18 protein-coding genes and 1 pseudogene are annotated in these 22385 nt (G+C 71.0%); 8 read left to right on the forward strand and 11 right to left on the reverse strand.

Features of this window, described 5'->3' with window-relative positions:
• From MXD61_RS17790 to fxlM, 3 genes are all read right to left on the reverse strand, one after another.
• Window positions 1-211: hypothetical protein (locus MXD61_RS17790; protein ID WP_248814608.1), on the reverse strand; the 211-nt coding region annotated here is incomplete at its 3' end.
• A 73-nt stretch (window positions 212-284) separates the two neighbouring features.
• Window positions 285-422 carry an FxLD family lantipeptide gene (locus MXD61_RS17795; protein WP_248814609.1) on the reverse strand — a complete coding sequence of 46 codons (138 nt, stop codon included), beginning with the start codon at window positions 420-422 and terminating at the stop codon, window positions 285-287.
• 75 nt (window positions 423-497) lie between these two features.
• The gene (fxlM, locus tag MXD61_RS17800) at window positions 498-1718 is read right to left on the reverse strand and encodes a methyltransferase, FxLD system (RefSeq protein WP_248814610.1); all 1221 of its coding nucleotides are present in this window, start codon (window positions 1716-1718) and stop codon (window positions 498-500) included.
• 611 nt (window positions 1719-2329) lie between these two features.
• On the opposite strand from fxlM, the gene MXD61_RS17805 reads away from it, so the two are divergent.
• Window positions 2330-4018: a helix-turn-helix domain-containing protein gene (locus MXD61_RS17805; protein ID WP_248814611.1), complete on the forward strand. Its 1689-nt coding sequence runs from the start codon at window positions 2330-2332 to the stop codon at window positions 4016-4018.
• A complete protein-coding gene (locus MXD61_RS17810; protein ID WP_248814612.1) occupies window positions 4015-4896 on the forward strand; it encodes a DUF1932 domain-containing protein in 882 nt (293 codons plus the stop codon). Before MXD61_RS17805 ends, MXD61_RS17810 begins: the two co-directional genes overlap by 4 nt.
• 138 nt (window positions 4897-5034) lie before the next feature.
• On the opposite strand, the pseudogene MXD61_RS17815 reads toward MXD61_RS17810, so the two are convergent.
• The 3 genes and pseudogenes from MXD61_RS17815 to MXD61_RS17825 form a co-directional block, all read right to left on the reverse strand.
• A pseudogene (locus MXD61_RS17815) lies at window positions 5035-5439 on the reverse strand (hypothetical protein); the annotation flags it as partial.
• Window positions 5440-6011: 572 nt separating this feature from the next.
• Window positions 6012-6329: a type II toxin-antitoxin system RelE/ParE family toxin gene (locus MXD61_RS17820; RefSeq protein ID WP_163550603.1), complete on the reverse strand. Its 318-nt coding sequence runs from the start codon at window positions 6327-6329 to the stop codon at window positions 6012-6014.
• A 133-nt stretch (window positions 6330-6462) separates the two neighbouring features.
• Window positions 6463-7143: an HAD family phosphatase gene (locus tag MXD61_RS17825; protein ID WP_248814613.1), complete on the reverse strand. Its 681-nt coding sequence runs from the start codon at window positions 7141-7143 to the stop codon at window positions 6463-6465.
• 167 nt (window positions 7144-7310) lie between these two features.
• On the opposite strand from MXD61_RS17825, the gene MXD61_RS17830 reads away from it, so the two are divergent.
• Window positions 7311-7736: a CoA-binding protein gene (locus MXD61_RS17830; protein WP_248814696.1), complete on the forward strand. Its 426-nt coding sequence runs from the start codon at window positions 7311-7313 to the stop codon at window positions 7734-7736.
• Between the two features lie 104 nt (window positions 7737-7840).
• Complete coding sequence (locus tag MXD61_RS17835; protein WP_248814614.1) at window positions 7841-9802, forward strand: TIR domain-containing protein; 1962 nt, start codon at window positions 7841-7843, stop codon at window positions 9800-9802.
• A gap of 226 nt (window positions 9803-10028) precedes the next feature.
• Here MXD61_RS17835 and MXD61_RS17840 read toward each other — a convergent pair whose 3' ends face one another.
• Together MXD61_RS17840 and MXD61_RS17845 are read right to left on the reverse strand one after the other, a co-directional pair.
• Entirely contained in the window at window positions 10029-12125 is a 2097-nt protein-coding gene (locus MXD61_RS17840) for a hypothetical protein (RefSeq protein WP_248814615.1), read from the reverse strand.
• Window positions 12126-12164: 39 nt separating this feature from the next.
• Complete coding sequence (locus MXD61_RS17845) at window positions 12165-13601, reverse strand: glycosyltransferase family 2 protein (protein WP_248814616.1); 1437 nt, start codon at window positions 13599-13601, stop codon at window positions 12165-12167.
• A gap of 446 nt (window positions 13602-14047) precedes the next feature.
• Between MXD61_RS17845 and MXD61_RS17850 the strand changes: the two genes are divergently transcribed.
• Together MXD61_RS17850 and MXD61_RS17855 are read left to right on the forward strand one after the other, a co-directional pair.
• On the forward strand, window positions 14048-14419 hold the full coding sequence (locus MXD61_RS17850) for a DUF5999 family protein (protein ID WP_248814617.1): 372 nt from the start codon (window positions 14048-14050) through the stop codon (window positions 14417-14419).
• A 230-nt stretch (window positions 14420-14649) separates the two neighbouring features.
• A complete protein-coding gene (locus tag MXD61_RS17855; protein WP_248814697.1) occupies window positions 14650-16158 on the forward strand; it encodes a bifunctional phosphatase PAP2/diacylglycerol kinase family protein in 1509 nt (502 codons plus the stop codon).
• Between the two features lie 51 nt (window positions 16159-16209).
• On the opposite strand, the gene MXD61_RS17860 is transcribed toward MXD61_RS17855, so the two are convergent.
• The 3 genes from MXD61_RS17860 to aceE form a co-directional block, all read right to left on the reverse strand.
• Window positions 16210-17046, reverse strand: coding sequence for a hypothetical protein (locus tag MXD61_RS17860; protein ID WP_163549856.1), 837 nt, complete (start codon window positions 17044-17046; stop codon window positions 16210-16212).
• A complete protein-coding gene (locus MXD61_RS17865; protein WP_248814618.1) occupies window positions 17043-17249 on the reverse strand; it encodes a hypothetical protein in 207 nt (68 codons plus the stop codon). Before MXD61_RS17865 ends, MXD61_RS17860 begins: the two co-directional genes overlap by 4 nt.
• A gap of 879 nt (window positions 17250-18128) precedes the next feature.
• On the reverse strand, window positions 18129-20888 hold the full coding sequence (gene aceE, locus MXD61_RS17870) for a pyruvate dehydrogenase (acetyl-transferring), homodimeric type (RefSeq protein ID WP_308222781.1): 2760 nt from the start codon (window positions 20886-20888) through the stop codon (window positions 18129-18131).
• Between the two features lie 319 nt (window positions 20889-21207).
• On the opposite strand from aceE, the gene MXD61_RS17875 reads away from it, so the two are divergent.
• Together MXD61_RS17875 and MXD61_RS17880 are read left to right on the forward strand one after the other, a co-directional pair.
• Window positions 21208-21612 (forward strand): secondary thiamine-phosphate synthase enzyme YjbQ, encoded by a 405-nt coding sequence (locus MXD61_RS17875; protein WP_248814619.1) that lies wholly within the window; start codon window positions 21208-21210, stop codon window positions 21610-21612.
• Window positions 21613-21875: 263 nt separating this feature from the next.
• A complete protein-coding gene (locus MXD61_RS17880) occupies window positions 21876-22313 on the forward strand; it encodes a DUF3052 domain-containing protein (protein WP_163549925.1) in 438 nt (145 codons plus the stop codon).
• The last annotated feature ends 72 nt before the right edge of the window (window positions 22314-22385 follow it).

A 22385-nucleotide genomic window follows, 5' to 3' on the forward strand; every position in this document is an offset into this window, starting at 1 on the left:
GCGGGCTAGTCTCGTGGGCTCGTATATGTGTATACGAGACCGCGGTGCGTACCGCGTCGGCGAACCCGCTCAACGCCCAGACCTGGCGCAGCCACCGCCGCCAACCACAGACATCGTCGCCGGTCAGATCCGGCCACGGTGGTAGTACCAGATCCGCGGGGATCGTGGTGGTCCTGATCAGCCCCGCGTCCACAGCCTCGTATGTGCGCACCCGCACCTCCGCCCGTGTGCCGTGGAAGGCGGGTCCGACCTCCCCCGACGGAGAAGGTCGGGCCCGCACTGTGTCAGCCGTTGGTGGTGCAGGCGTCGCTGCCGGTTTCTCCCGATCCGCACGTGTCGGAGGTGCAGTCCTCCGAACTGGTCGCCGGGGCGGGCCCGGCGTCGACGAGCCGGAGACTGAGGCGGAACTCCGAGGTGTCCATCGACAAGAATCCTTTCTGGATCTGGAAAACCATCTCCCTGCTGTGGAGAGACGGGGTTCGTTTCCGGGAGGGCTGTCACTTCGAGGGCGGCCAGGTGAAAACGACGCGGCTGTGTCTCTTGTCCAGCACCAGTCCATCCGGAAGGTCGGCGTCGGGAGTATCAATCGGAAAGACGCACAGCGTCGGAGCAGAACGGCCGACCGCGTCCCATGCGCGGATCTGGTCGGCCAGGTGCCCTGCGGCTCTGTCCGCGTTGGGTCCGTGGGCGTAGGCGACGTACTCGAATTCGGTCCCGGCCTCGTCGACCTGACGCAGCTTTCCTCGGTAGGCCAGAGTCGCACCGTCGACGAACGCCGGGGTGCCCCAGCGCCATGACGGAACGACGAGACCGCTGTCGATCGCCTCCTGCGCAACGATCATCGAGCCGAAGTCGGGCAGATGGGTGGCCAGCCACAGGTCGAGGTCGGCGGAAAGGCGCCCGCCTGGCACGGTCACCCCCGAGCGCGCCTGGCGACGTTCCTGGGAGAACACGCCGGCGACAGCGCCGCCATCGATGTCCTGCCGCGGTTCGGTGAGCCACAGGGTCACGCCGTCGCCGAGGGCGACGTTCCAGCTGTTGCTGGCCCCGGCGCCCTGCATCGGAACGAATCCGCACAGCAGGCTGCTGCGGCTGACCAGGTGATTTCCGGTGCGCCGCAGCGCCCAGGACCGGGTCATGCCCAACGTCCGAAGCGGAACCACGAGGATGCCGCCGTCGGCGAGCTGGCTGATCCAGGCCGGCGGAACGTCCCACGCGCCGACCGTGACGATGATCAGGTCATAGGTGCGGCCGGGTTCGATCTCGAACTCGGCGTCGGCGCACACGACCTTGACGTCGGTGTAGCCCGCCGCGTCCAGACAGGAGCGGGCCCGGTCGGTGACCTCCGGGTCGATGTCGACGGTCGTCACCGACCCGTCCGGCCCGGCGATCTCCCGCAGCAACGCGGCGTTGTACCCGCCGCTGCCCACCTCGAGGACGTGCCGGCCACGGGCCTGGCCCAGCATCTCCGCGATCAGATACGGCGCGGACACCGAACTGATACTCACCCCGTCCTCGCGGCGTTTGGTGACGATCGCGGTGTCCTTGTATGCCTCCTCCAGCGAGGCGCCTGGAATGAACACTTCGCGCGGAACCGTCCTCAGCGCCCGCTCCACGTCGGCGCGCATCACGAGCCCCTGCCGCACATGCCCTTTGACGATTTTGTCAACGAGGGCATCGCGAAGATCCTCGGCGCGCATGGGGGCATCGACGCTCATGGCGGTGTCCTCTCTCGATGCGTGCGGACCGCCGCAGCGCGGCGGCTCCGTCTGATGTTGGCGATCTTTCTAGCGTGGGTGGATCGATATGGAGGCCTCCTCCGTGTTCATCCCGGCTGTCGCGCTGACGAGGCCGGCCAACACATGATCATCTTTTTCTTTGGCGCCACGACCCGAGCAACAAGCAAGATCGTATTAATGCTGTGTGTGGCGCGTCACTACGATGGCCGAAGTCGGGAGGCGAGTCATTCCCCCCGTCGCGAACCTTTTCTTCGGCCCCCGAGAGGCGGTTGACCTGCGCAAAGAGCTGCGTAAGAGCGTTCTTGTTCGGCGCGATCATGTCGATTCGTTCGGCTGGGCCGGTGCAGGCGATCTCGCTCGCCACCCGCGGGGCAGCCTGGGCGGAACAGCGGCTGCGCTCGGTTCATCCCGCGAACCCCGCGGCCCGGCTGTACTCCGAGTCGTATGCGACGGTGCGGGCGCTGCGGTCTCTTCGATCTGCCCAGCCCCTCTGCTCTGACCGTGAGCGGGCAGCTACGCTTGTGGTGGTTCGGCTGGTGGCGGAGTGCCCCGCGGTCGATCGGCGTCCAGGCTGGGAGGGGCACCGCGCAATGGCCAGGACCAGCCAGCGGGTCGAGCAGGAGGCGCTGCGCGCTCGGATGCGTGCGGTGGGCATGGCGCACGACGAGATCGCCGTCGAGTTCGCCCGTCGGTACCGACTACGGCCGCGCGTCGCCCACCGGATGGCGCATGGCTGGACCCAGCAGCAGGCAGCCGACCGCATCAACGGCAACCTCGCGGGCGTCGGGTTGGAACGGGACGACGCTGCCTCGATGAGTGCCCCGTGGTTGTCCGAGCTGGAGAACTGGCCGGTCCCGGCCCGTCGGCGCCTCACCCCGCAGCTGCTCGCCGTGCTCGCCACGGTCTACGGCACGGATATCCACAGCCTGCTCGACCTCGACGACCGGGAACACCTCGAGGGCGAGGACATACTCCTCATCAACCGCGTGCGCCCGCCCTTGCCGTCACGATCTCTCATGCCGGTCGGTGCGGAGAGCGCGCTCGTCGCGAACAGCCTCCCATCGAACGACCTGACAGCATTGTCAGAACTGACCGTTCCCGCCTCCATGAACCATCGGCGGCGGGGCCGCACCCGTGTCATCGCCGAGGATGCGGAAACGCACCTGGCAGCCGTCAGGAGTGACGGGTCACATCGGGAGGAGCCGCTCGCAGGACGGCGCCTGGAGAGGCTGGTCATCATGGCAGCTCGAGAGTCCGCCGACTTCAGTCGGGCTGCTGGTCGTGGCAACGTGGATCCGCTGGCCATCGAGCAGTTCCACGACGATGTGGCATGGCTGGCTCTGCGCTACCCGCATCAATCGGTCGCTCCTTCGTTCGCCGAAATCGTCGAGTTGCGCAACCACGCGTTCGAACTCCTGGAAGACGGGCCACGTCCGGACACGGCCCGGGATCTGTATGCGATCGCAGGCGTGTTGTGCGGGATGCTCGCCAACGCGTCCTTCGACCTCGGCTGTCTTCCTGCGGCGACGACCCAGGCTCGGACGGCATTCCTGTGCGGGGAGCTGGCCGGCCACAACGGCCTGCGTTGCTGGGTCCGCGGGATGCAGAGCCTGATCGCCTACTGGCAGGGTGAGCTGCGCGAGGCTGTCACACTCGCCCGCGAGGGATGGGAGTTCGTTCCCGAGCATGGCACCGCGCGGATTCGGGTGGCGGCGTTGGAGGCACGCGCCGCGGGCCAGTTGGGCGACGAGGCAGCAGTACGGGACGCACTACGGCGCGCTGAGGCGGCCCGCGACGCGACCACCGGCGAGGACACACCCGGCGGGATGTTGGCCTTTCCCGAATCCAAGCAGTACTTCTACACGGCGTCCGCCTACCTGGGTCTGCACGGCCGGACCGAAACCCTGTCCCCGGACAACTGGGCTGCCCGCGCCGAACAGGCCGCCAGAACCGCGATCGACCTCTACGAGACCGCCCCTGCCGGTGAACAACGACTCGGGGAACTGTCGTTGGCCCGCCTCGATCTGGCCGCCGTCCACCTGGAGCGTTCCGAGCTCGACGGCGCCGCGGAAACAATCCAGATCGTTCTGGGCAGCACGACACGGCGACCCACTGACAGTGTGCTGCGCCGCCTTCACCAGCTCGCCACCATCACCGATCGCCCCCAGTACCGAGCTCTCCGGCCCGCCCAGCACCTACGCGAGCAGATCCTCGCCGTCTGCACGACCGCCACAGGGACCGCAGATCCCTCCCATAACCCTCACACCGACACCGCATGAGCCGGACACCACCGACAGTGGCGCTGCTGCACCCCGGAGCGATGGGAGCCGCGGTCGGCCGGCAGGCCACCGCGAGGGCACGGGTGCTGTGGCTGCCGGAAGGCCGCAGCGCCACGACCACGGCCCGCGCCGACTCTGCCGGGCTACAGCCCACGCCGGACCTGACCACCCTCGTCCAGGACGCCGACGCCGTCATCTCGCTGTGTCCCCCGCAGTTCGCTGACCAGATCGCGAAGTCCGTGCTGGCCGCAGGCTTCCGCCATGGTCTCTACCTCGACGCGAACGCCCTCACCCCCGAGCGGATGTCCGCGGTCGCAGCCCTGTTCACGGACACCACGGTGCGGGTCGTCGACGGCTCGATCATCGGACCACCACCCACCGGGCCGGGAACCACCCGCCTCTACCTTGCGGGCACGCCCGACAGCACCGCCGCGGTGGCGGACCTGTTCGCCGGCTCCAATCTGGACGTCGCACCGATCTCCAACCAGATCGGAGCCGCATCGGCGCTGAAGACCGCGCAGGCGGTGTTCCAAAAGGCCAGCCGCGCCCTCGCGGGGCTGGCCCACGCCCTCGCCGATCACTACGGCGTTGCCGACGTCCTGACCGCCGAAGGGAACCGCTACCAGCGCCCCATCCTCGCCGAACCCGACTTTCTCCCCACCGTCGCCGCCCGCGCCTGGCGATGGTCACCAGAGATGGCAGAAGCCGCGCAGGCCCTGCACGCCGCCGGCCTGCCCAGCACCATGATCCGCGGAGCTCAGGAGGTCTTCGACGCCTGGGCGGCCTGCCGCGACACCCCGCCCAACGAGACCGAAACGCTCTTCGCCCTCCTACGCCAACCGGCCAGGCAGGCGACCGACAGCCCCGAAGGGCCATAAGCGTGCCGCCGGCATGAGACTGTCAGCGAACCCCCGTTGTCGACCAGCGGCACGGGTGATTCAGCTGTGTCCGGTCTCCCTCATGGATGCGAGGACCACCCGCGAAGCTGAGAGGCCGTCCGCGTGCGTCGCATGGCCTTGGCGCATGGCGATGATGAGGAGCAGATCGGTCGGGGGGAGGTGCTCGCGGTCGTCGAGGTCGATCAGGTTGTGGATGCTGGTGTCGTATACCTCGGCGAGCAGGGCGAGTAGCTGGGGGGTAGGGCGGCGGTTGTTGGGCAGCGGCCAGTTCTCGAGTTCGCTGAGCCGTGGGGCGGTCATGGAGGCGCTGCCTTGCAGGTCGAGGCCAGTACCGGCGGTGTGAGCGTTGATGTGGTTCGCGGCCTGCTGCTGAGTCCAACCGTGCGCGGCCCGGTGCGCGGTGCGGGGGCGATACGTGTAGCGGCGGGCGAACTCGACTGCGATCTTGTCGTGGGACATGTCGACCGCGTGCATGCGCGCCCGTAGCTCATCTTGTTCGACCCGCAGGCTCGGCCTACTCATACCTGTCCCTTCGGACCTTCCGCTGGCCGACCGGACGCCGTCCAGCGACATGAGAGAACATCTCGAATATCATGACGGTAACGGGTCCGTCACGTCGAGATGGACCACAGGCTTTCTGAGAGTCACCACTCGTCTACGAACTCGGCCGCAACCTTGGCAACGAAGGCATGGACTCCCCGCGAGTTGCTGGCGCAGCGCCGTCAGGATGTTCGGATTGAACGGGTGCCTGGCGCGTTCTGTGGACAGCGTGACCGGTTCGGCGGGGCATGGCGCTGGGCGGAGAGTCAAGACTTGACCTCGATGCCGGTGACGGGCCGGCGCGGATCGAGCGAGTCTGCCACAAGCACCCTGTCTGCCGATACGGATGCCGGGATGCGCGGGCGACGCTGGTGCGGAGACCACGACGGTGGTGGTGGTGCTGAAGGCGTTGGCGTGATGGAACGCGTCCGCCGGCCCGGCAACGTCGATCATCGTGACGTTGTCATGGACGAGAACCACCACGGTCCGCATCCCACTGTCAGGGTGGGCGGGCCGCCGCCGCGTAGGTCAACCGACCTGTGACGGGCCGGCGCTCAGATGCGGCGCCAGCCGGCGGCGGTGCCGGTGCGGCCGACCGTCGGGACGACCCGGGTGCGGGCGCCGCGGGGGCCGATCACCATGACCCGCACGGTCTGGGTGTTCGCGTCCACCCGGTAGAGCACCCGCCAGGTGCGGGTGGTCGCCTCGAACATGCCGACCTGCTCGCCGGGGATGGGTGTGCCGGCCTTGCGCGGGTCGTCGCGCAGCTTGCCGTCGAGGAAGCTGCGGACCTCGGCGCGGGTGAGCTCGGCCAGCTTGGCCAGATCCCGTTCGGCCGAGGCGGACAGGGTCACCTCGTGCTTGTCGCTCACCGCCGACCGCCCACGTTCATCACCAGATGATCCTATGCGTCCGACCGCCGACAAGCCGCCCGTTCGCCCCCTCGCCTCCTCGCCCCCTCGCCTCCTTGCCGCATCGGGCGACGGGACGTGGCGCAGGGCCGGATCACCGGGGACGGGCCGCCGCGGCGCGGATGACGTCGACGGTGAGGTCGGCGGTGACGGGGACGGTCGCCGCGGCCAGGGCCAGGGCGTCCGCGGCGGGTGGGAAATGGGCGTTCGGGACGGCCACCACCGCCATGCCCGCGGCCGACGCGGCACGCAGCCCGTTGCTGGAGTCCTCGACCGCGACACACGCCGCCGCCGGCACACCGAGGCGACGGGCGGCCTCGAGGTACACCTCCGGCGCGGGCTTGCCGCGCGACACCTCCTCCGAGGACACCGCCACGGCGAACGACGCGCGGAGCCCGGACCGGTCGAGCACCAGCTCGATCAGCGCCCGCGGAGACGAGCTGGCCAGCCCCAACAGGTGGTGCGCCGCGATCGCCTGGACCGCCTCGACCGCACCGGGCAACAGCGGCGGTGCCGCGCCGTACCGGGCGGCCACCAGGTCGATCACCTCGGCGGCGATCCGCCGCGGCGTCCCGGCGATGCCGAGGCTGGTGAGGTACGTCGACCATTCGGCGGTGCTCATGCCCATCATGCGGGCGGTGCTGTCCGGCTCCCAGCGCCCGCCTCGCTCGGCGACATACGCCTGACGCACCTCGTCCCACACCTGCTCGGAGTCGATCAGCACGCCATCGAGATCGAACACCACCGCCGCGACCGGGTTGGTGCCGCCGCCCATCGCACCTCTTCCGGTTCTCGCCCGGAGACCAGCTCCGGTTTCGCACAGCCGGTGTCGGTTCCGGCGGCTATCCCAGCCGGACGATACGCCTGGCCCGTCCGGGCCAGCGGGGGTCGACCGCGTCGAATCCCGGATGACCTGGAGGGGGCCCGGTGTTGTCAGTGGTCATGCGCCACGGAGACGACGAGACGATCCGGCATCTGCTGACCGACACCGAGGTGTGGGCGGTCGTCGGCCTGTCCACCAACACCGCCCGAACGGCCTACGCGATCGGCGAGTACCTGCGCCGCGGCGGCAAACGGGTCATCCCGGTGCATCCCACGGCGCCGACGATCGCGGGGGAGCGTGGCTACGCCACACTCGGTGACATTCCGTTCCCTGTGGATGTCGTCGACGTCTTCGTCCGCTCGGAACTCGCCGGTCCGGTCGTCGATGAGGCGATCAAGGTCGGCGCGAAGGCCGTCTGGTTGCAGCTCGGTGTGCGTGACGAGGCCGCCGCGCGACGCGCCGAGGACGCCGGTGTCCCCATCGTGATGGACACCTGCCCGGCGATCGAGGCCCCCCGCCTCGCCCTGTCCTGGCCGCCCCGCTGACATCACCATCCACGCCGCGGTGGTGAGGCCATGGCGGCCGCCGCCACGCTGACATCGGGGCTATCGCTATGGCCCGGGGCGTCCACAGGACAAAATGATGCGTCATGTCGGGGGATCGTGACGCAACGCCAGGGTGGGACTTCTTCGTCTCCTACACCGCGATGGATCGGCCCTGGTCGGAATGGATCGCCTGGCAGTTGGAGGAGAACGGCTACCAGGTGCTTGTCCAGGCCTGGGACTTCGTGCCCGGTGTGGACTGGCGACGCAAGATGGACCAGGGTGTAGCCCACGCCACCCGCACCATCGCGGTCGTGTCCGCGGCGTACCTGATCTCCGTCTACGGCGGTGAGGAGTGGCGCGCCGCCCGGGCCGCGGACCCCGAGGGCCTGCAACGTCGCCTCCTGCCGATGCGTGTCGAGGAGTGCGACCTGCCCGACGAGCTGCACACCGTGGTGTCGGTCGACCTGTTCGGCCTCACCGCCATCACCGCCCGCGACCGTCTGCTCACCGCGGTGCGGGCCGCGCTGCTGGGCCGGGAGAAACCGACCGTCGAGCCCGAGTTCCCGCTGTATCCCCGACGCTCCTCACAGCGCCGCCCCGGCACACCCACCAGCCCCACCGCGGACGTCGAGGACCCCACGATCGATGCGGGTAGCCCGGGCGCCGGCAGCGACGATGTCACCCTGCCCCCCTCGAACGGACTACCCCAGCCCGTCCCCCCGTCCGTGGATCCGACCACCCCGCCGTCCTTCCCGACCACCCCGCCGTCATCCTTCGCCGAGACGGTCCCGGTGGACGCCTCCGCGGCGACCCTCCCGGTCGCGCAGGACCATCCCGCCATGGCAACCGTCCCCGTCCCCGCGGCCGACCTGAACCCGACCGCGGACCGCACTCTCCCCGCGGACCGCACCGCCCAGAAGCCCCCGACGGTGGCGGTAGGCCAGCAACGCGGCCCCCGACCGATCAGCGGACGTCTCACCGGCCACGCCAGCTGGGTGCGATCGATCGCGTTCGCACCGGACGGCCGCACCCTCGCCAGCGGCAGCCACGATCGCACCGTCCGGCTGTGGGACGTCACCGCCGCGCGACACGCCCCGACGGTGGCAGCCCCCCTGACCGGACCTGCCGACCGGGTCCTCTGCGTCGCCTTCGCCCCCGACGGCACACTGCTCGCCGCCGGCAGCACCGACGGAACGGTCCGCCTCTGGCAGGTCACCAACCGACGCCATCCGAGCCTGGTCGCCGTCCTGCGCGCCGGCTCCGCCAGGGCGCCCTCGCCGGTCTGGTCCGTGACCTTCGCCCCGGACGGCCACAGCCTCGTCGCCGGCTGCCACGACGGTCGGGTACGCCGCTGGGACACCAGCTGGCACACGGCGACGGGACGCCCACCCCGCGGCGACGCCCTCACCTCGCACGTGTCCCTGCCCGGCCACCCCGACCGCGTACTCTCCGTCGCCTGTTCGCCGGACGGACACCTGCTCGCCGCCGGTGGCGCCGACGGGACGGTCCGACTGTGGGACATCTTCGACCGCCTCCCCGCCCATCCGCACGTCACCCTGCGCCCCTCCCCGCCGGCCGCCTCGACCACACCCGGCCCCCGGCCTCCGCGCGCGGACGGCCAGGCCGGCCAGATCTGGTCCCTCGCCTTCGCCCCCGACGGCCGCACCCTGGCGGCCAGCGGCGACGGAGCCATCCGCCGGTGGGCGCTCGGCCGGACAGCCGCGCAGACCAAGCCCCTGACCAGCATCCCCACCGGGAGCGCCGCCCGCGTCCTGTCGGTGGCCTTCGCCCCGGACGGCCGAGCCCTGGCCGCCACCAGCGCCGACGGCGCACTACGCCTGTGGGACCTCACCCGCCCACCAGACCCCGCTCACCCTTCGGGCCCCGCTCACCCTTCGGGCCTCGACCCCGCCCATCCGCTGGACCCGGTCCGCCCGATCGGCGGGAGCCGCACCGGGCACACCGACCCGCTCGTCTTCGCGGTGGCCTTTGCCCCGGACGGCCTCACCCTCGCCACCAGCAGCGCCGACGGCACCATTCGCCTCTGGGATCGCTCCGGCCCCTGACCGCAGCCAGGCACGGTCGGTTGCCGAGGGGTGTGCGGCCACATGCCGAGGGTTGTAGGGAAAATCGACCCCCGGAAATCCGAACAACCCTCGGCAGAGCATGATCTCGGCCGCGATCTGGACGCGCCAGCGCGCCCGACATCCGAGCACCGACATCGGAAAGTAGCCTATTTCTTCCTATATAGGACAGTCGGACAGTGACGTTCTGGTTCGGATCGACCGACCGTCAGCGGCGACGGCGACGCCGTGGACCAACGTCATCCAGGTGATCGCCGAGTCGGACGGGCGCGGTATCGAACCCGGCATCGTCGGCCCCGACCGCAGACTCCCCGACCGCAGACTCCCCGACCGCAGACTCCCCCACCGACGCGGCGACCGATCCCGTCGAAGCCGTGGCGGCGGGACCGCTCGGAACAGTCGGACGGATCTCGGCGCCGTTCCGGCCATCGGCGCCCACGTGCCGGTCGGCCTCGACGTGCCGGTCGGCCTCGACGTGCCGGTCGGCGTCCGCTCGGTGGTTGGCTTCGAGTCGGTGATCGGCGTCGGGCTGGATCTCGGTATCGGTGTCGACATTGGTGCTGGTGGTGCTGGTGGGGCGGGGAGCGAGGGGGTCGGGGGCCCACAGGTCGGTGCTGGTGATCTCGTCGGGGGCGCGCCGGGATCGGTGGACGAGGGTGAGTCGGCGGGCACCCAGCGCGGCGGCCGGGGGGAACAGGACGAGCACCGGCAGCATGTAGCGGTAGTCGAAGCAGACCGTGGCGGCGGGGACGACGAGGAAGGCGAGGCCGGCGGCGGCGAGCAGGGCGATGTCGGCACGCAGCCGGGCCTGTTCCACCGTCCGGACGCGGAAACGACGGCGGGCGGAGCCGCCGCGCGACCCCAGGCGGGGGGCGCGCCGCCGTCCGGGGATGACGATCGCGAGCACGGCCAGGGCGAGCAGGCCGGCGAGCAGCGGGCCGGGGGTGTAGCCGTACCGACCGTAACCGCGCAGGTGGCCGGCGATCGGTTCGCGGATGGTCCGGGTCGGGTGCTGCCCGTCGAAGCCCAGCAGCGGCTCGGCGTTGTGCAGGTAGCGGGGTTCGTCGGCGGTGGGGAAACGCCAGGTCTCGATGGGCCAGTCGCGGTGGCCGACGGGGTGGCCGGGGCGGAAGTAGTGCAGGACCTCGCCGGCGACCATCCGGGTGTAGTCGACGAACTGGTAGCGGATCACCTGATGGGTGAACTCGCGCATCAGGGCTTCCTGCTCGTCCGGTGTGCCGGGCAGACGCCAGTGCGGGCTGGAGCCACTCCACACGTAGAAGCTCGGGTCGGGCCGTTCGGCGACGGGATGCGGCGAGCACAGCACGAGTGCCTGCACCGGCAGATGCAGCTTGTCGCATTCGGCGATCGGGGCGACCCGCCCGTACATCCAGACGGCGTCCCCACCGGTCAGCGAGTACGTGCCATGGGCGGAACGGAACCAGGTCGCGTAGCCCGCGAGCGGGACGGCCAGGGCCACCACGAAGGTCCCCAGCCGCAGCCAGCCCACCCGGCGCAACAGCAGCCAGCCGAGCACCAGGACGGCGACCCCGACCCCGATCGTGCGTACCAGTCCGGCCCCGGCCAGCAGCAACCCGGCCAGGCCGCACGTCCACAGGGCGGGGCGGGGCGACCACAGCAGAGCGACCAGCGCCCCGACCAGCAGAGCCAGGTAGAGACTCTCGGCCATCACGTAGTGCTCGAGGACGAGTTCGTAGGCGTCGAGCAGGACGGGTGCGGCGGCGAGCGCGGCGATCGGCGCCGCCACCCGACGGTGGACGAGCAGCGCGTACAACGCCACGCCGATCGCGAGCCCGGCGCCGTGCTGGATGACGGTGACCCACCACAGGTCGCCGGTGTGCGACATCAGCCGCAGGAAGGCGGGATAGCCCGCGGGACGCATCGGGTCGGGGGAGCGCAACGTCGACAGACGCAGGTAGGCGTACGAGTCGCCGTTGAACTCGAAGGCGGGACGGTACGCGTAGGCGACCAGGGTCCGCAGCACCACACCTGCGGCGAACAGCACCGCGAACGGCAGATGCCGTACCAGCCGGCGGCCGTGCCATGGCCGCGTCTCACCCCCAGCGGCGTCCACACCGCCCAGCCGGACCGGCGCGACCGACGCCGCCTCATGGCCTGACTCGGCTGCCTCGTGGGCCCCGTGGGCCGGCCCGACCGCCAGTTGACGGCGGGACGCCTCGGACGCCTCGTGGGCCGGCTCGGCTGCCTCGTGGGGGAGGGTGGGGTCGGCTGTCTGGTGGGTGGGGTCGGTGCGGGGAGCCGGGCGGTCCGGCGAGGTGACCATGGTGGGGGAGCCGTCCGGGGTTCCGTGGGTGGAATGGCGTCAGAAGCCGAAGGTCCCAGGGGCGGACCGGGCCGTCTCCCGGGCAGGTCCGTCGAGTGCTGACGCCTCGGCGGACGAGGTTGACCGGGCCGGTGGCGTCCCGCCGGCTGGCAGCGTCCCGCCGGCTGGCAGCGCTCCGCTGGCCGGTGGCGTCCCGCTGGCCAGCGGCGTCGGGCCATCCGAAGGGCCGCCGGACGAGCCGCCGCCAAGCGGACGGTCCGCCGGTGGCGGCGTCGGACGGGCGGTGGCGCGCTGGTGTTCGCCGCTGGGCCCGGCTGTGAGCAGGCGAAGGAAGAACGAACCGAAGGCGGTCTGGGCGCCGAGCACCATCAGCGTCATCGCCAGCAGCGCGGGGCGCATCTCGTCCAACGGGCCAAGATCGTTCGCGAGCCAGCGGATGAGGACCACGACATCGACCACGAAGCCGAGGCCGAACAGCAGCCCGCCGAGTGCCAGGCCACGCTCCAGGGTGAAGGACCGGTGGATCTGCGGCAGCGGCCAGCGGCGCCGTTCGGGCCAGCCAGCGGTGTGGTTGTGCACATCCGCGCAGACACCGAGCAGCACCACCTGCCAGCCCAGCAGCGCTGTCAGGGCGAACAGGACGCTGAAGTGCAGATCCAGCCGGTGGAAGCCGAGATCGAGGGCGCCGGGCAGCAGCACGGCCTGGCCGAGCAGGCCCAGCACCAGCAGGACGAGCCCGGGCAGCACGAACAGGTGGCGCGGGGCGAGCAGCAGCATGAACCGCAGGTGGCGCCAGCCGTCGCGCAGCGAGTGCAGCTTCGAGTCGCCCACCCGCGGGTGGTAGGTGATCGGGACCTCTTCGATCCGCAGTTCGGCCCGGCCCGCGGCGATCACCAGCTCGCTGGCCAGCTCCATCCCCTCGCAGCGCAGCCGCATCCGCAGGTACGCCTCGCGGCTGAACGCGCGCATCCCCGAATGGGCGTCGGACGAGCGGACGTCGAACAGGCGGTTCAGGACGCCGGTGAGCGCCGGGTTGCCGACATAGCGGTGCAGCCAGGGCATCGCCCCGGGCAGGATGCTCCCGGCGAACCGGGAGCCGAGCACGTAGTCGGCGCGACCGGCGCGCAGCGGGGCGAGCAGCGCGGACAGATCGGAGAAGTCGTAGGAGTCGTCCGAGTCGCCCATCACGATCAGCCGGCCGCGGGCGGCGGCGAACCCGGCCAGGTAGGCGTTGCCGTAGCCGCGTCGGGACTCCGGCACCACCCGGGCGCCGGCCGCACGCGCGACCTCGGCGGAGTCGTCCGTCGACCCGTTGTCGACGACGACCACCTCACCGGAGGCGCCAGCCGCCGCGAGACCGGCCACCGCCTTGCGCACGCACACGCCGACCGAACCCTGCTCGTTGAGGCACGGCATCACCACCGACACCTCGATCGGCCGTGCGGGCGCCAGCACGTCAGCCTGTGCACCCTCCATCGTGCGTACCCCCTCCATGGGCGGGCGGGCCGCGGAACACGGCGGGACCGACGCGAGTCATTGTGGCCGCCGACGCCAGCGTTCGCCGGGCCGCAGCCCCGTAACCTACCGATCTGCCCACCAGGTTCGGATACCGGTATCCGAAGACGGACACGCCGTGACCTGTACAGGGATGCCCGGATGTGGGCCTACTTGCGTCATCGCAGGTCAGTGTGGGTGGCTGGCGAGGGCGGTCCCCACTGGTCCGTCCACGGACCGGGCAGCGGACAGACACGCCAGGCCCTTCACATGCGCCTCGGTGTGACGCTTCTTACGAGGAGGCGTAACGTCTGGTGCTCGTGCAAGGTGTTCGTGTTTCAGACGAGTCGCAGGCGCCCCGGGTGCTTGGCGACGACCCGGATCCCTCTTCTACCTCCACCGGCGCCGCGGCCCCCTCGGTTGCTGTCGTGCCCGCCTCGGCCGGCGCCGTGGTCGCCTCGGCCAACGCGGGCGCGCTCGCCGGTTCGGCCGGCTCGGCCGGTTCGGCCAGAGCCGGGGGCCCGACCCCGCACGGGGCCGGTCCACCGCCCTGCGACTGCCCGCACTCGCCACCCTGCCCCGCCGCCGACGACGTCGACCGCGACGCGGCCCGGCTCGCCAGCGAGCACTGGGACCAGGGCTGGTGCCTGCTGTGCAACGGCGTGATCCGTTTCGAGGACACCGGGGAGATCCTGCCGACCGGCCGCACGGTGGAGCCTCGACGCACCCCGCCTCGAGCGGCGTCCTTTCCTTTCACGCCGGCACCGCGCCGGGCCGGTCACACCGCTCTGCCCGTCTGAACCGACCCGGGGCCTGTGACGTTCGCCCCTGATGATCGGACGGTGGCCCGGCTGGGTACGGTGCGGTCGTGGCGGTGAGATCGAAGGACTCGCGGGCAGTGGCAGCGGTCGCCCGCGCTGGAACGGTGTTCCGGCGCGGGGCGGATCGCTGCGGACCACCAGGCTGGTCAGGACTGCCGGGGCTGGCGGGGGGTGGCGAGGGGCCGGGGCTGCGGCGGGCCCGACTCCTGATGCGGCGTGACATCGCGGCCGGTCAGACGTTCGCCGCGGCGTTCTCGCGGGCGGACCGGTCGCTGTTCACCGCGCTGGCCGGCGGGCGGCCACTGATCGACCCGCTGCTGCCCAGGCTGTCCCACGCGGCCGACCACGGCCTGCTCTGGTGGGGTGTGGCCGCCGCGCTGGGCACGACCAAGGGGCGGCGCCGGCCGGCGGCGGCCCGGGGTCTGCTCGGCCTCGGTGTGGCCAGTGTGATCGCGAACGGCCCGGCCAAGTTCGTGTTCCGTCGCGACCGTCCGCCGACCCACGGCATCCCGCCGCTGCGTCGGCTCTCCCGCGACATGTCCACGTTCTCCTTTCCGTCCGGACATGCGGCGTCGGCGGCCGCGTTCGCCACCGGTGTCGCCCTGGACGCCCCGGCCGCCGCGGTGCCGGTGGCCGCGCTCGCCGCGGCGGTCGCGTTCTCCCGGGTGTATGTCGGTGTGCACTACCCCGGGGACGTGCTGGCCGGTGTGGCGCTGGGTGTTGGTGCGGGGCTGCTGACGACCAAGGTGATGCCACGCCGACCCTGGGCTCCGGCCCGGGCGAGTCCGGCGTCGGCGTGGGCGCCGGCCCTGCCCGACGGTGAAGGTCTCACGGTGGTCGTCAACTCCCGTTCGGGCCAGGGGCATCACGACGACCTGGTGGCGGTGTTGCGCGCGGATCTGCCGCGGGCCCGTGTCGTCGAGGTCGGCCCGACCGAGGACATGGGCGACGCGCTGGCGAAGGCGGCGGCGTCGTGTCGAGTACTCGGGATCGCCGGTGGCGACGGCAGCATCAACTCGGCCGCGCAGCTCGCGGTCGCCCAGGGCACCCCCCTGGCAGTCTTCCCGGCCGGCACGCTCAACCACTTCGCCGCCGACCTCGGCCTCAACGGCGCGGGTGACACGGTGCAGGCCATCCGGACGGGCTCGGCGGTCGCCGTCGATCTTGGGTACGCGGATGGCATCTCGGCGAAGTTCGACCGGATCTCCCGCATCTTCGTCAACACGGCGAGCCTCGGCGGCTATCCCGACATGGTCGCCCTGCGCGAACGGTATGAACGTCGGCTCGGCAAATGGCCATCGATGATCATCGCGTTGAGCTGGGTGCTACGCCACGAGACCCCGTTCGAGGTCGAGATCGACGGCGAGCGGCGGCGGGTCTGGCTGATCTTCGTCGGCAACGGCGTCTACCATCCCGACGGCTTCGCGCCGACCTACCGCAGCCGCCTCGACGAGAGCAGACTCGACCTGAGGGTCGTCGACGCCGCGGCGCCGCTGGCCCGGGCCCGCCTGATCGGCGCGGTGCTCACCGGTCGGCTCGGCCGCAGCCGGGTCTACGAGCAGCGCACCGTCGAACGGGTGCTGATCGCGTCCAGTGCGGCCAGCCCGCTGCCCTTCGCCTGCGACGGCGAGGTGACCGAGGGCGTCGACCGCATCGTGATCGCCCCCAGCTCGGCCCGTCTGATCGTCTATCGTCCCCGCCGGGCCGGCGAGGCCTGACGACCGTTCCGTCACGCCCCGCCGGCCCGCCGGTCCGGTGATCCCGCCGGGTCAGCTACCGCGGTGCTGCAGCGGGACGAGGGTGTGCAGTGGCCGGGTGAGCTGGGTGAACTGGTCGGTGTCGAGGAGGTCCTCGACGAGCAGGGCGCAGGCGAGATCCGCGCACAGCTCCATCACCCGGTGATCCTCACCGGAGTCGAGGCCGGCCCGTCGCCCACGGCAGTCCGGGCACAGCCGCCAGAATCCCTCGGCGGCGCTGCGGCGTACCAACGTCCAGACCCGGCGCCGGCCGGTGACCACGGCGCTGGCGAACGCCGCATCCATGGCCTGCTGGTGAGCGGTGTCGTCCCGGGTGAGCGCGCTGACCAGCAGGCCGTCGTAGACCTCGAGGCTGTCCGGGTTGTGGCAGCGACCGGCGAGTACCGGCAGGGCCGCCAGGACCCGTTTGACGTCCGCCGCGGCGGGGCCGAGGTCAGGCTCGTGTGAACGAGCGCGCGGGTAGACCGTCCGCCATGGCCGCATCAGCGCCGCGTACTCGGCCCGGCCCAGGATCGGCCGCGAGTAGGAGGCGGCGACCGCGTCGCGCATCGCCCGCAGCGCGGTGGCCGCCACCGACGGCTCGACCGTCACGTACTGGGCGCCGGCCAGGTCGTCGGCGTAGATCGCGCTGAGTGCGTCGAAGGCGGCGAGCACCTCGACGATCAGCGGCGAATCCGGTGACAGCGCCTTGTCCCGCGCCGCGGCCAGATAACCGGAGTTGCGCCAGGCACCGGCCAGCGCGCCCAGTTCGGTATCGCTGGTGTGCACAAGCTGGGCGAGGATGCCGAGGATGCCCCGCAGGTTGGGATGCTCCTCCAGCCGTTCGATCCGACGCGCCCGCAAGATCATGCCGCCCACCAGGCGGCTGTCGGGACCCCGTTCAACTTGTCCTCCTCGACCGTCACGGCGTGGTCCTCCTCGACCGTCACGGCGTGCACCGGGCAGCCGTCGTCCACATCCTTGCGCGCTGTGCCGGTGAACCGGGGGCCGGCGTTGATCAGCCGGCCGGACCGGATCCCCACGTGGCCCGCGATGTCGCGAAGACCACGCACCGTTGTTCTCGGACACCGTAGCGGCGTGTGGTGGCTGATGAGGGAAGTGCCACACACAGTCGGTCCGTGGCTGCCTACTCCACGTCGCCGATCTCCGGATGCCACGCTCGTGAGACTAATGATTGGCGACCCGATGTGGAACTCGTCGTGCCATTCGGTGGGGCATGACAGTGCTGGTCCGGGGGTAGCTCCGCGTTGGACGGGCCGCCCTGCGCAGCTGGCCCGCGCCGCCTCGCCCGCGCAGCGCCCTGCGGTGTTCGTCACTGACTGCGACGATGGTGCCGGCGTGCGTTGGCCCGTCCGCACCCCGCCTCACCTGCGCCACCCGCTGTGCCCGGCTGGATGCCGAGCCGTCTCGCCCATCCGGTGCGCGGCGTACCGGACCGCTGGCGGAGAAATTTTTCCCCGGTTCACCCTCACCCGGCCCGCCGCGCCGCCCGCGTGGGCGCCTCCCCCCGACCGTGCCGGTCCGAACGGGCTCCCCCACGGCTCCCCGCCGGCGCCCGGCGGTCGACGTCCGGGTGGCCGCGTCGCCCCGGCGGGCTCCGTGGTCCACCCGGGAGGCCCAGCGGGGTTCCGGTGTGCGGCCGGGGCGCCCACGGGCGGCCGGCGCCGGTGGACGTCCGTGGGCCGCACACACGCGCGTGGGTTCCGAGACGTCCCGGCCGATGCCGTTCCCGCGTTCGTGGCCGCCACGCCCGGCACATCGGGTAGCCGGATGGTGCCCGCGGCCCCCGTGGGTCTCGCGTCGCCACTTTCGAAGTCGTAAGGATCCGCCGGACGAGCGGTGGGGACGGACGCCGACGCGGGTCGGGCCCGCACCGGAAGCCATGACGGCTGCCGATGCGGGCCCGAGACGATGCGTGCGACCGGGGTCGGTCAGGCGTCGGGGGTGTCGCGCAGGCCGAAGCGGCGGATCGCGTCCTCGACCGTGCTGGCCTTGATCTCGCCGCCCCGCACCAGGGATTCGAGGGTGGCGACGACGATGGACTCGGCGTCGACCTTGAAGTGGCGGCGCAGAGCGGCCCGGGTGTCGGAACGGCCGTAGCCGTCCGTGCCCAGTGAGGTGAAGGGCTGCGGTACCCAGCGGGAGATCTGGTCGGGGACGGCACGCATCCAGTCGGAGACGGCGACGACCGGGCCGGGGGCGCCGTCCAGGACACGGGTGATGTACGGAGCGGGGCCGTCGGCCTCGGGGTTGAGCAGGTTGTCCTGCTCACGCTCGAGCGCCTCGCGCCGCAGCTCGTTCCAGGACGTCGCCGACCAGACGTCGGCGGCGACACCGTAGTCGCTGGCGAGCAGCTCCTGCGCGGCCAGCGCCCAGTGGATGGACGTGCCGCTGGCCAGCAGCTGCGCCCGCGGCGCGGTGCCGCCGTCGGTGCCGCCGTCGGGTCCGCCGCCGGTCAGCGTGGTGGCCCGACGGAACAGGTACAGGCCGGCGAGGATCTGGGCCGGGTCGAGACCCTCGGGCTCGGCCGGCTGCGGCACCGGCTCGTTGTAGACGGTCAGGTAGTAGAAGACGTTCTCGTCGCGCTCGCCGTACATCCGGTCGAGGGCGTCGCGCACGATGTGCGACACCTCGAACGCGAACGCCGGGTCGTAGGAGATGCAGGCCGGGTTGGTGCTGGCCAGCAGCAGCGAGTGGCCGTCCTGGTGCTGGAGCCCCTCGCCGTTGAGCGTGGTGCGCCCGGCGGTGGCGCCGAGCAGGAAGCCCCGGCCGAGCTGGTCACCCAGAGCCCACATCTGGTCACCGGTGCGCTGGAACCCGAACATCGAGTAGAAGACGTAGACGGGGATCATGAACTGCGCGTGGGTCGAGTAGGACGTCGCGGCCGCCATGACCGAGCCCATGCTGCCGGCCTCGCTGATGCCCTCGTGCAGCATCTGCCCGGACTCGGACTCCTGGTAGGACAGCAGCAGTTCGCGGTCGACGGCCTCGTAGCGCTGCCCGTGCGGCGAGTAGATCTTCGCCGTCGGGAACATCGCGTCCATACCGAAGGTGCGGGCCTCGTCCGGGATGACGGGGACGAAGCGCGGCCCGAGGTCCTTGGTCTTCATGAGGTCCTTGAGCAGCCGGACGAACGCCATCGTCGTGGCCACCGGCTGCTTGCCCGAACCCCGGCGCAGCTCGTCGAAGATCTTCGCGGGCGGCTGGGGGAGCGGCTTGGCCCGCACGACCCGCTTGGGCATCGAACCGCCGAGGCCGGCCCGACGCTCCCGCATGTACTGGATCTCCTCGGAATCCTGCCCCGGGTGGTAATAGGGCGGCAGGTCGCCGGTCAGCGCCGAGTCCGGGATCTCCAGGTAGAGCCGGTCGCGGAACTCCTTGAGCTCCGTCTTGGTCAGCTTCTTCATCTGGTGGGTGGCGTTGCGGGCCTCGAAGTCCTTGCCCAGCGTCCAGCCCTTGATGGTGTGCGCCAGGATGACGGTGGGCTGGCCGGTGTGCTCGGTGGCCGCCTTGTACGCCGCGTACAGCTTGCGGTAGTCGTGGCCACCGCGGGAGAGCTTGCGCAGCTCGTCGTCGGAAAGGTCCCCGACCATCCGGCGCAGCCGCGCGTCCGAGCCGAAGAAGTGCTCACGGATGTAGTCGCCGGACGAGGTGGAGTACGTCTGGAACTGCCCGTCCGGGGTGGTGTTCATCCGGTTGACCAGGACACCGTCGGTGTCCTTGGCCAGCAGCGGGTCCCAGTCACGACCCCAGACAACCTTGATCACGTTCCAGCCGGCGCCGCGGAACAGCGACTCCAGCTCCTGCATGATCTTGCCGTTGCCGCGGACCGGACCGTCGAGGCGCTGCAGGTTGCAGTTCACCACGAAGATGAGGTTGTCGAGCTCCTCGCGGGCCGCGACGCCAAGGGCGCCGATCGACTCCGGTTCGTCCATCTCGCCGTCGCCCAGGAACGCCCACACCCGGCTACCGGAGGTGTCCTTGATCTGGCGGTTGAGCAGGTAACGGTTGAAGCGTGCCTGGTAGATGGCGTCGATCGGGCCGAGCCCCATCGAGACCGTGGGGAACTCCCAGAAGTCCGGCATGAGGCGCGGATGCGGGTAGGACGACAGGCCGCCCGACTCGCTCTCGCGTCGGAACGCGTCCAGCTGGCGCTCGGTGAGCCGGCCCTCCAGAAAGGCCCGCGCGTAGATACCCGGCGAGGCGTGACCCTGAATGAAGATCTGGTCGCCGGAGTCGCTGCCGGGGGAGTGCGACAGATGGTCCTTGCCCCGGAAGAAGTGGTTGAATCCCACTTCGTAGAGACTGGCACTCGAGGCGTAGGTGGCGATGTGACCACCGACGTTGAACTCCGGGCGGTTCGCCCGGCTGACCATGATGGCCGCGTTCCACCGGATGTAGGCGCGGATACGGCGTTCGATGTGTTCGTCCCCGGGGAACCAGGGCTCCCGCTCCGGGGGAATGGTGTTGATGTAATCCGTACTGGTCAGGCCGGGAACGCCGACCGCCTTCTCCCGGGCTCGCTCGAGCAGCTTCAGCATGAGGAACCGGGCCCGGCCGCGGCCGGACTCCTCGATGACCGCGTCGAGGGACTCCAGCCACTCGCCGGTCTCCGCGGGGTCGATGTCGGGCAGCTGGCTCGGCAGACCATCGGTGATGATCGAGAAACTCCGGTTCGTGTCCTGCGCCACGCCTTCTCCTGCTCCTCAAGCTTCCGGGGCCGTCGGACCACGCGGGAAGATCCTCCCCGCGTGGGCGGCGGCCCATGTGTCATGCCTCGTGGTCTGACCTCGTCCAGGCCGGCGGCGCCCCGGATGTGGGGGCGGCCGGCCACCGCTCGGGCATGCGCCTTGGTTCCATCGTGCTCCGTCGTCGGGACGTCGTCACGTACGTCTCGGTTACTTTTGAGTAGTGAATCGGGCGATGGGCGTGGCGTTGTTGACATGTCGTCCGCGTCGATGCCGCGCTCACGGCACTTTCTGCGGCACAATCACCGTGATGGACACCCGGATGAAGACCACCACGGTGACCGTGCACACCGGCCATCGTGAGTGTGTGGTGGATCTCACGGCGAGTGCGGCGCGGTTCGTCGCCGATTCCGGTGACGGCCTGTTGTCCGTGTTCGTGCCGCACGCCACGGCCGGCCTCGCCATCCTGGAGCTGGGCTCCGGTAGCGACGCCGACCTGCTCGCGGCCCTGGCCGAGCTGCTGCCCGCCGACGATCGCTGGCGTCACGCCCATGGTTCGCGGGGTCACGGTCGGTCCCATGTGCTGCCCGCGTTCATCCCGCCGTCCCTGACCGTCCCGGTGCTGGCCGGTCGGCTCGCCCTGGGTACCTGGCAGTCCATCGCCCTGGTGGACCTCAACGTGGACAACCCCGACCGTACGGTCAGGCTGTCCCTCATGGCGGGGTGAGACGGGGCCGGGCGAGGATGAAGGTCCGCGTCGCCGGGATGAAACGACTCGCAGCCGGGTACCTGCCACCCACCTCCATCATCAATGGATGCCCTGGTCGGTCCACGATTGACGGCGTGGCACTTGCGCAGCCACCGGCAGGTCCGGTGGACTAGGTCGAGACGCGTCGCGTGATGGACACCATCGCGGGCTGTGTCGACACACGAACAGGACGTCTCCGCGCCCACCGCGGAGCGTCAACAACGAACAGGAGGTAGCGCAGGGTGAGTCCGACCGCGGCGAACGCCGAGGGTCAGCGCCGGGCGGAGCGGCTGGGAGTCTCCGCCGGGACCCAGGTGCAGTCGCTCAACGAGGACGATGACATCGCCCAGGACCTGCTGGACGCGGTGACCAGTGCCAGCGGTACCGAGCTAGTCCCCGAGGGCTCCGACGACGTCGTCGACATCGTGCTGCTGTGGTGGCGCGACGACGACGGTGATCTGGCGAACGCGCTTATCGACGCGCGCCGCCAGCTCTCCGACGATGGTGTGATCTGGCTGCTGACACCCAAGGCGGGACGGGACGGTCACGTTGCTCCCAGCGACGTGCTGGACGCGGTGCCCACCGCCGGCCTGGTGCAGACCAGCACGCTCAGCGCGGCCCAGGAGTGGTCCGGTCAGCGGCTCGCGGCCCCCAAGTCGCAGCGCACGCGCCATCGCTGAGTAGCGCGTCGGCGTCGTCCCCGGGTGCCAGGCCGGCCCGGGGGATCGGCGTGGCCGGAGCCCGCCTTGGGG

The sequence above is a fragment of the Frankia sp. AgPm24 genome, assembly GCF_023243055.1.
Taxonomy (GTDB): domain Bacteria; phylum Actinomycetota; class Actinomycetes; order Frankiales; family Frankiaceae; genus Frankia; species Frankia umida.

Bases quoted from the DNA above. Each gene is read 5' to 3' on its own strand.
- MXD61_RS17860 (WP_163549856.1), bottom strand. From the start codon at position 17,046: ATGATCTTGCGGGCGCGTCGGATCGAACGGCTGGAGGAGCATCCCAAC.
- MXD61_RS17855 (WP_248814697.1), top strand. From the start codon at position 14,650: ATGCGGCGTGACATCGCGGCCGGTCAGACGTTCGCCGCGGCGTTCTCG.
- MXD61_RS17805 (WP_248814611.1), top strand. From the start codon at position 2,330: ATGGCCAGGACCAGCCAGCGGGTCGAGCAGGAGGCGCTGCGCGCTCGG.
- MXD61_RS17810 (WP_248814612.1), top strand. From the start codon at position 4,015: ATGAGCCGGACACCACCGACAGTGGCGCTGCTGCACCCCGGAGCGATG.
- MXD61_RS17840 (WP_248814615.1), bottom strand. From the start codon at position 12,125: ATGGTCACCTCGCCGGACCGCCCGGCTCCCCGCACCGACCCCACCCAC.
- MXD61_RS17795 (WP_248814609.1), bottom strand. From the start codon at position 422: ATGGACACCTCGGAGTTCCGCCTCAGTCTCCGGCTCGTCGACGCCGGG.
- MXD61_RS17830 (WP_248814696.1), top strand. From the start codon at position 7,311: ATGCGCCACGGAGACGACGAGACGATCCGGCATCTGCTGACCGACACC.
- MXD61_RS17875 (WP_248814619.1), top strand. From the start codon at position 21,208: ATGAAGACCACCACGGTGACCGTGCACACCGGCCATCGTGAGTGTGTG.
- MXD61_RS17835 (WP_248814614.1), top strand. From the start codon at position 7,841: ATGTCGGGGGATCGTGACGCAACGCCAGGGTGGGACTTCTTCGTCTCC.
- fxlM (WP_248814610.1), bottom strand. From the start codon at position 1,718: ATGAGCGTCGATGCCCCCATGCGCGCCGAGGATCTTCGCGATGCCCTC.
- MXD61_RS17845 (WP_248814616.1), bottom strand. From the start codon at position 13,601: ATGGAGGGTGCACAGGCTGACGTGCTGGCGCCCGCACGGCCGATCGAG.
- MXD61_RS17825 (WP_248814613.1), bottom strand. From the start codon at position 7,143: ATGGGCGGCGGCACCAACCCGGTCGCGGCGGTGGTGTTCGATCTCGAT.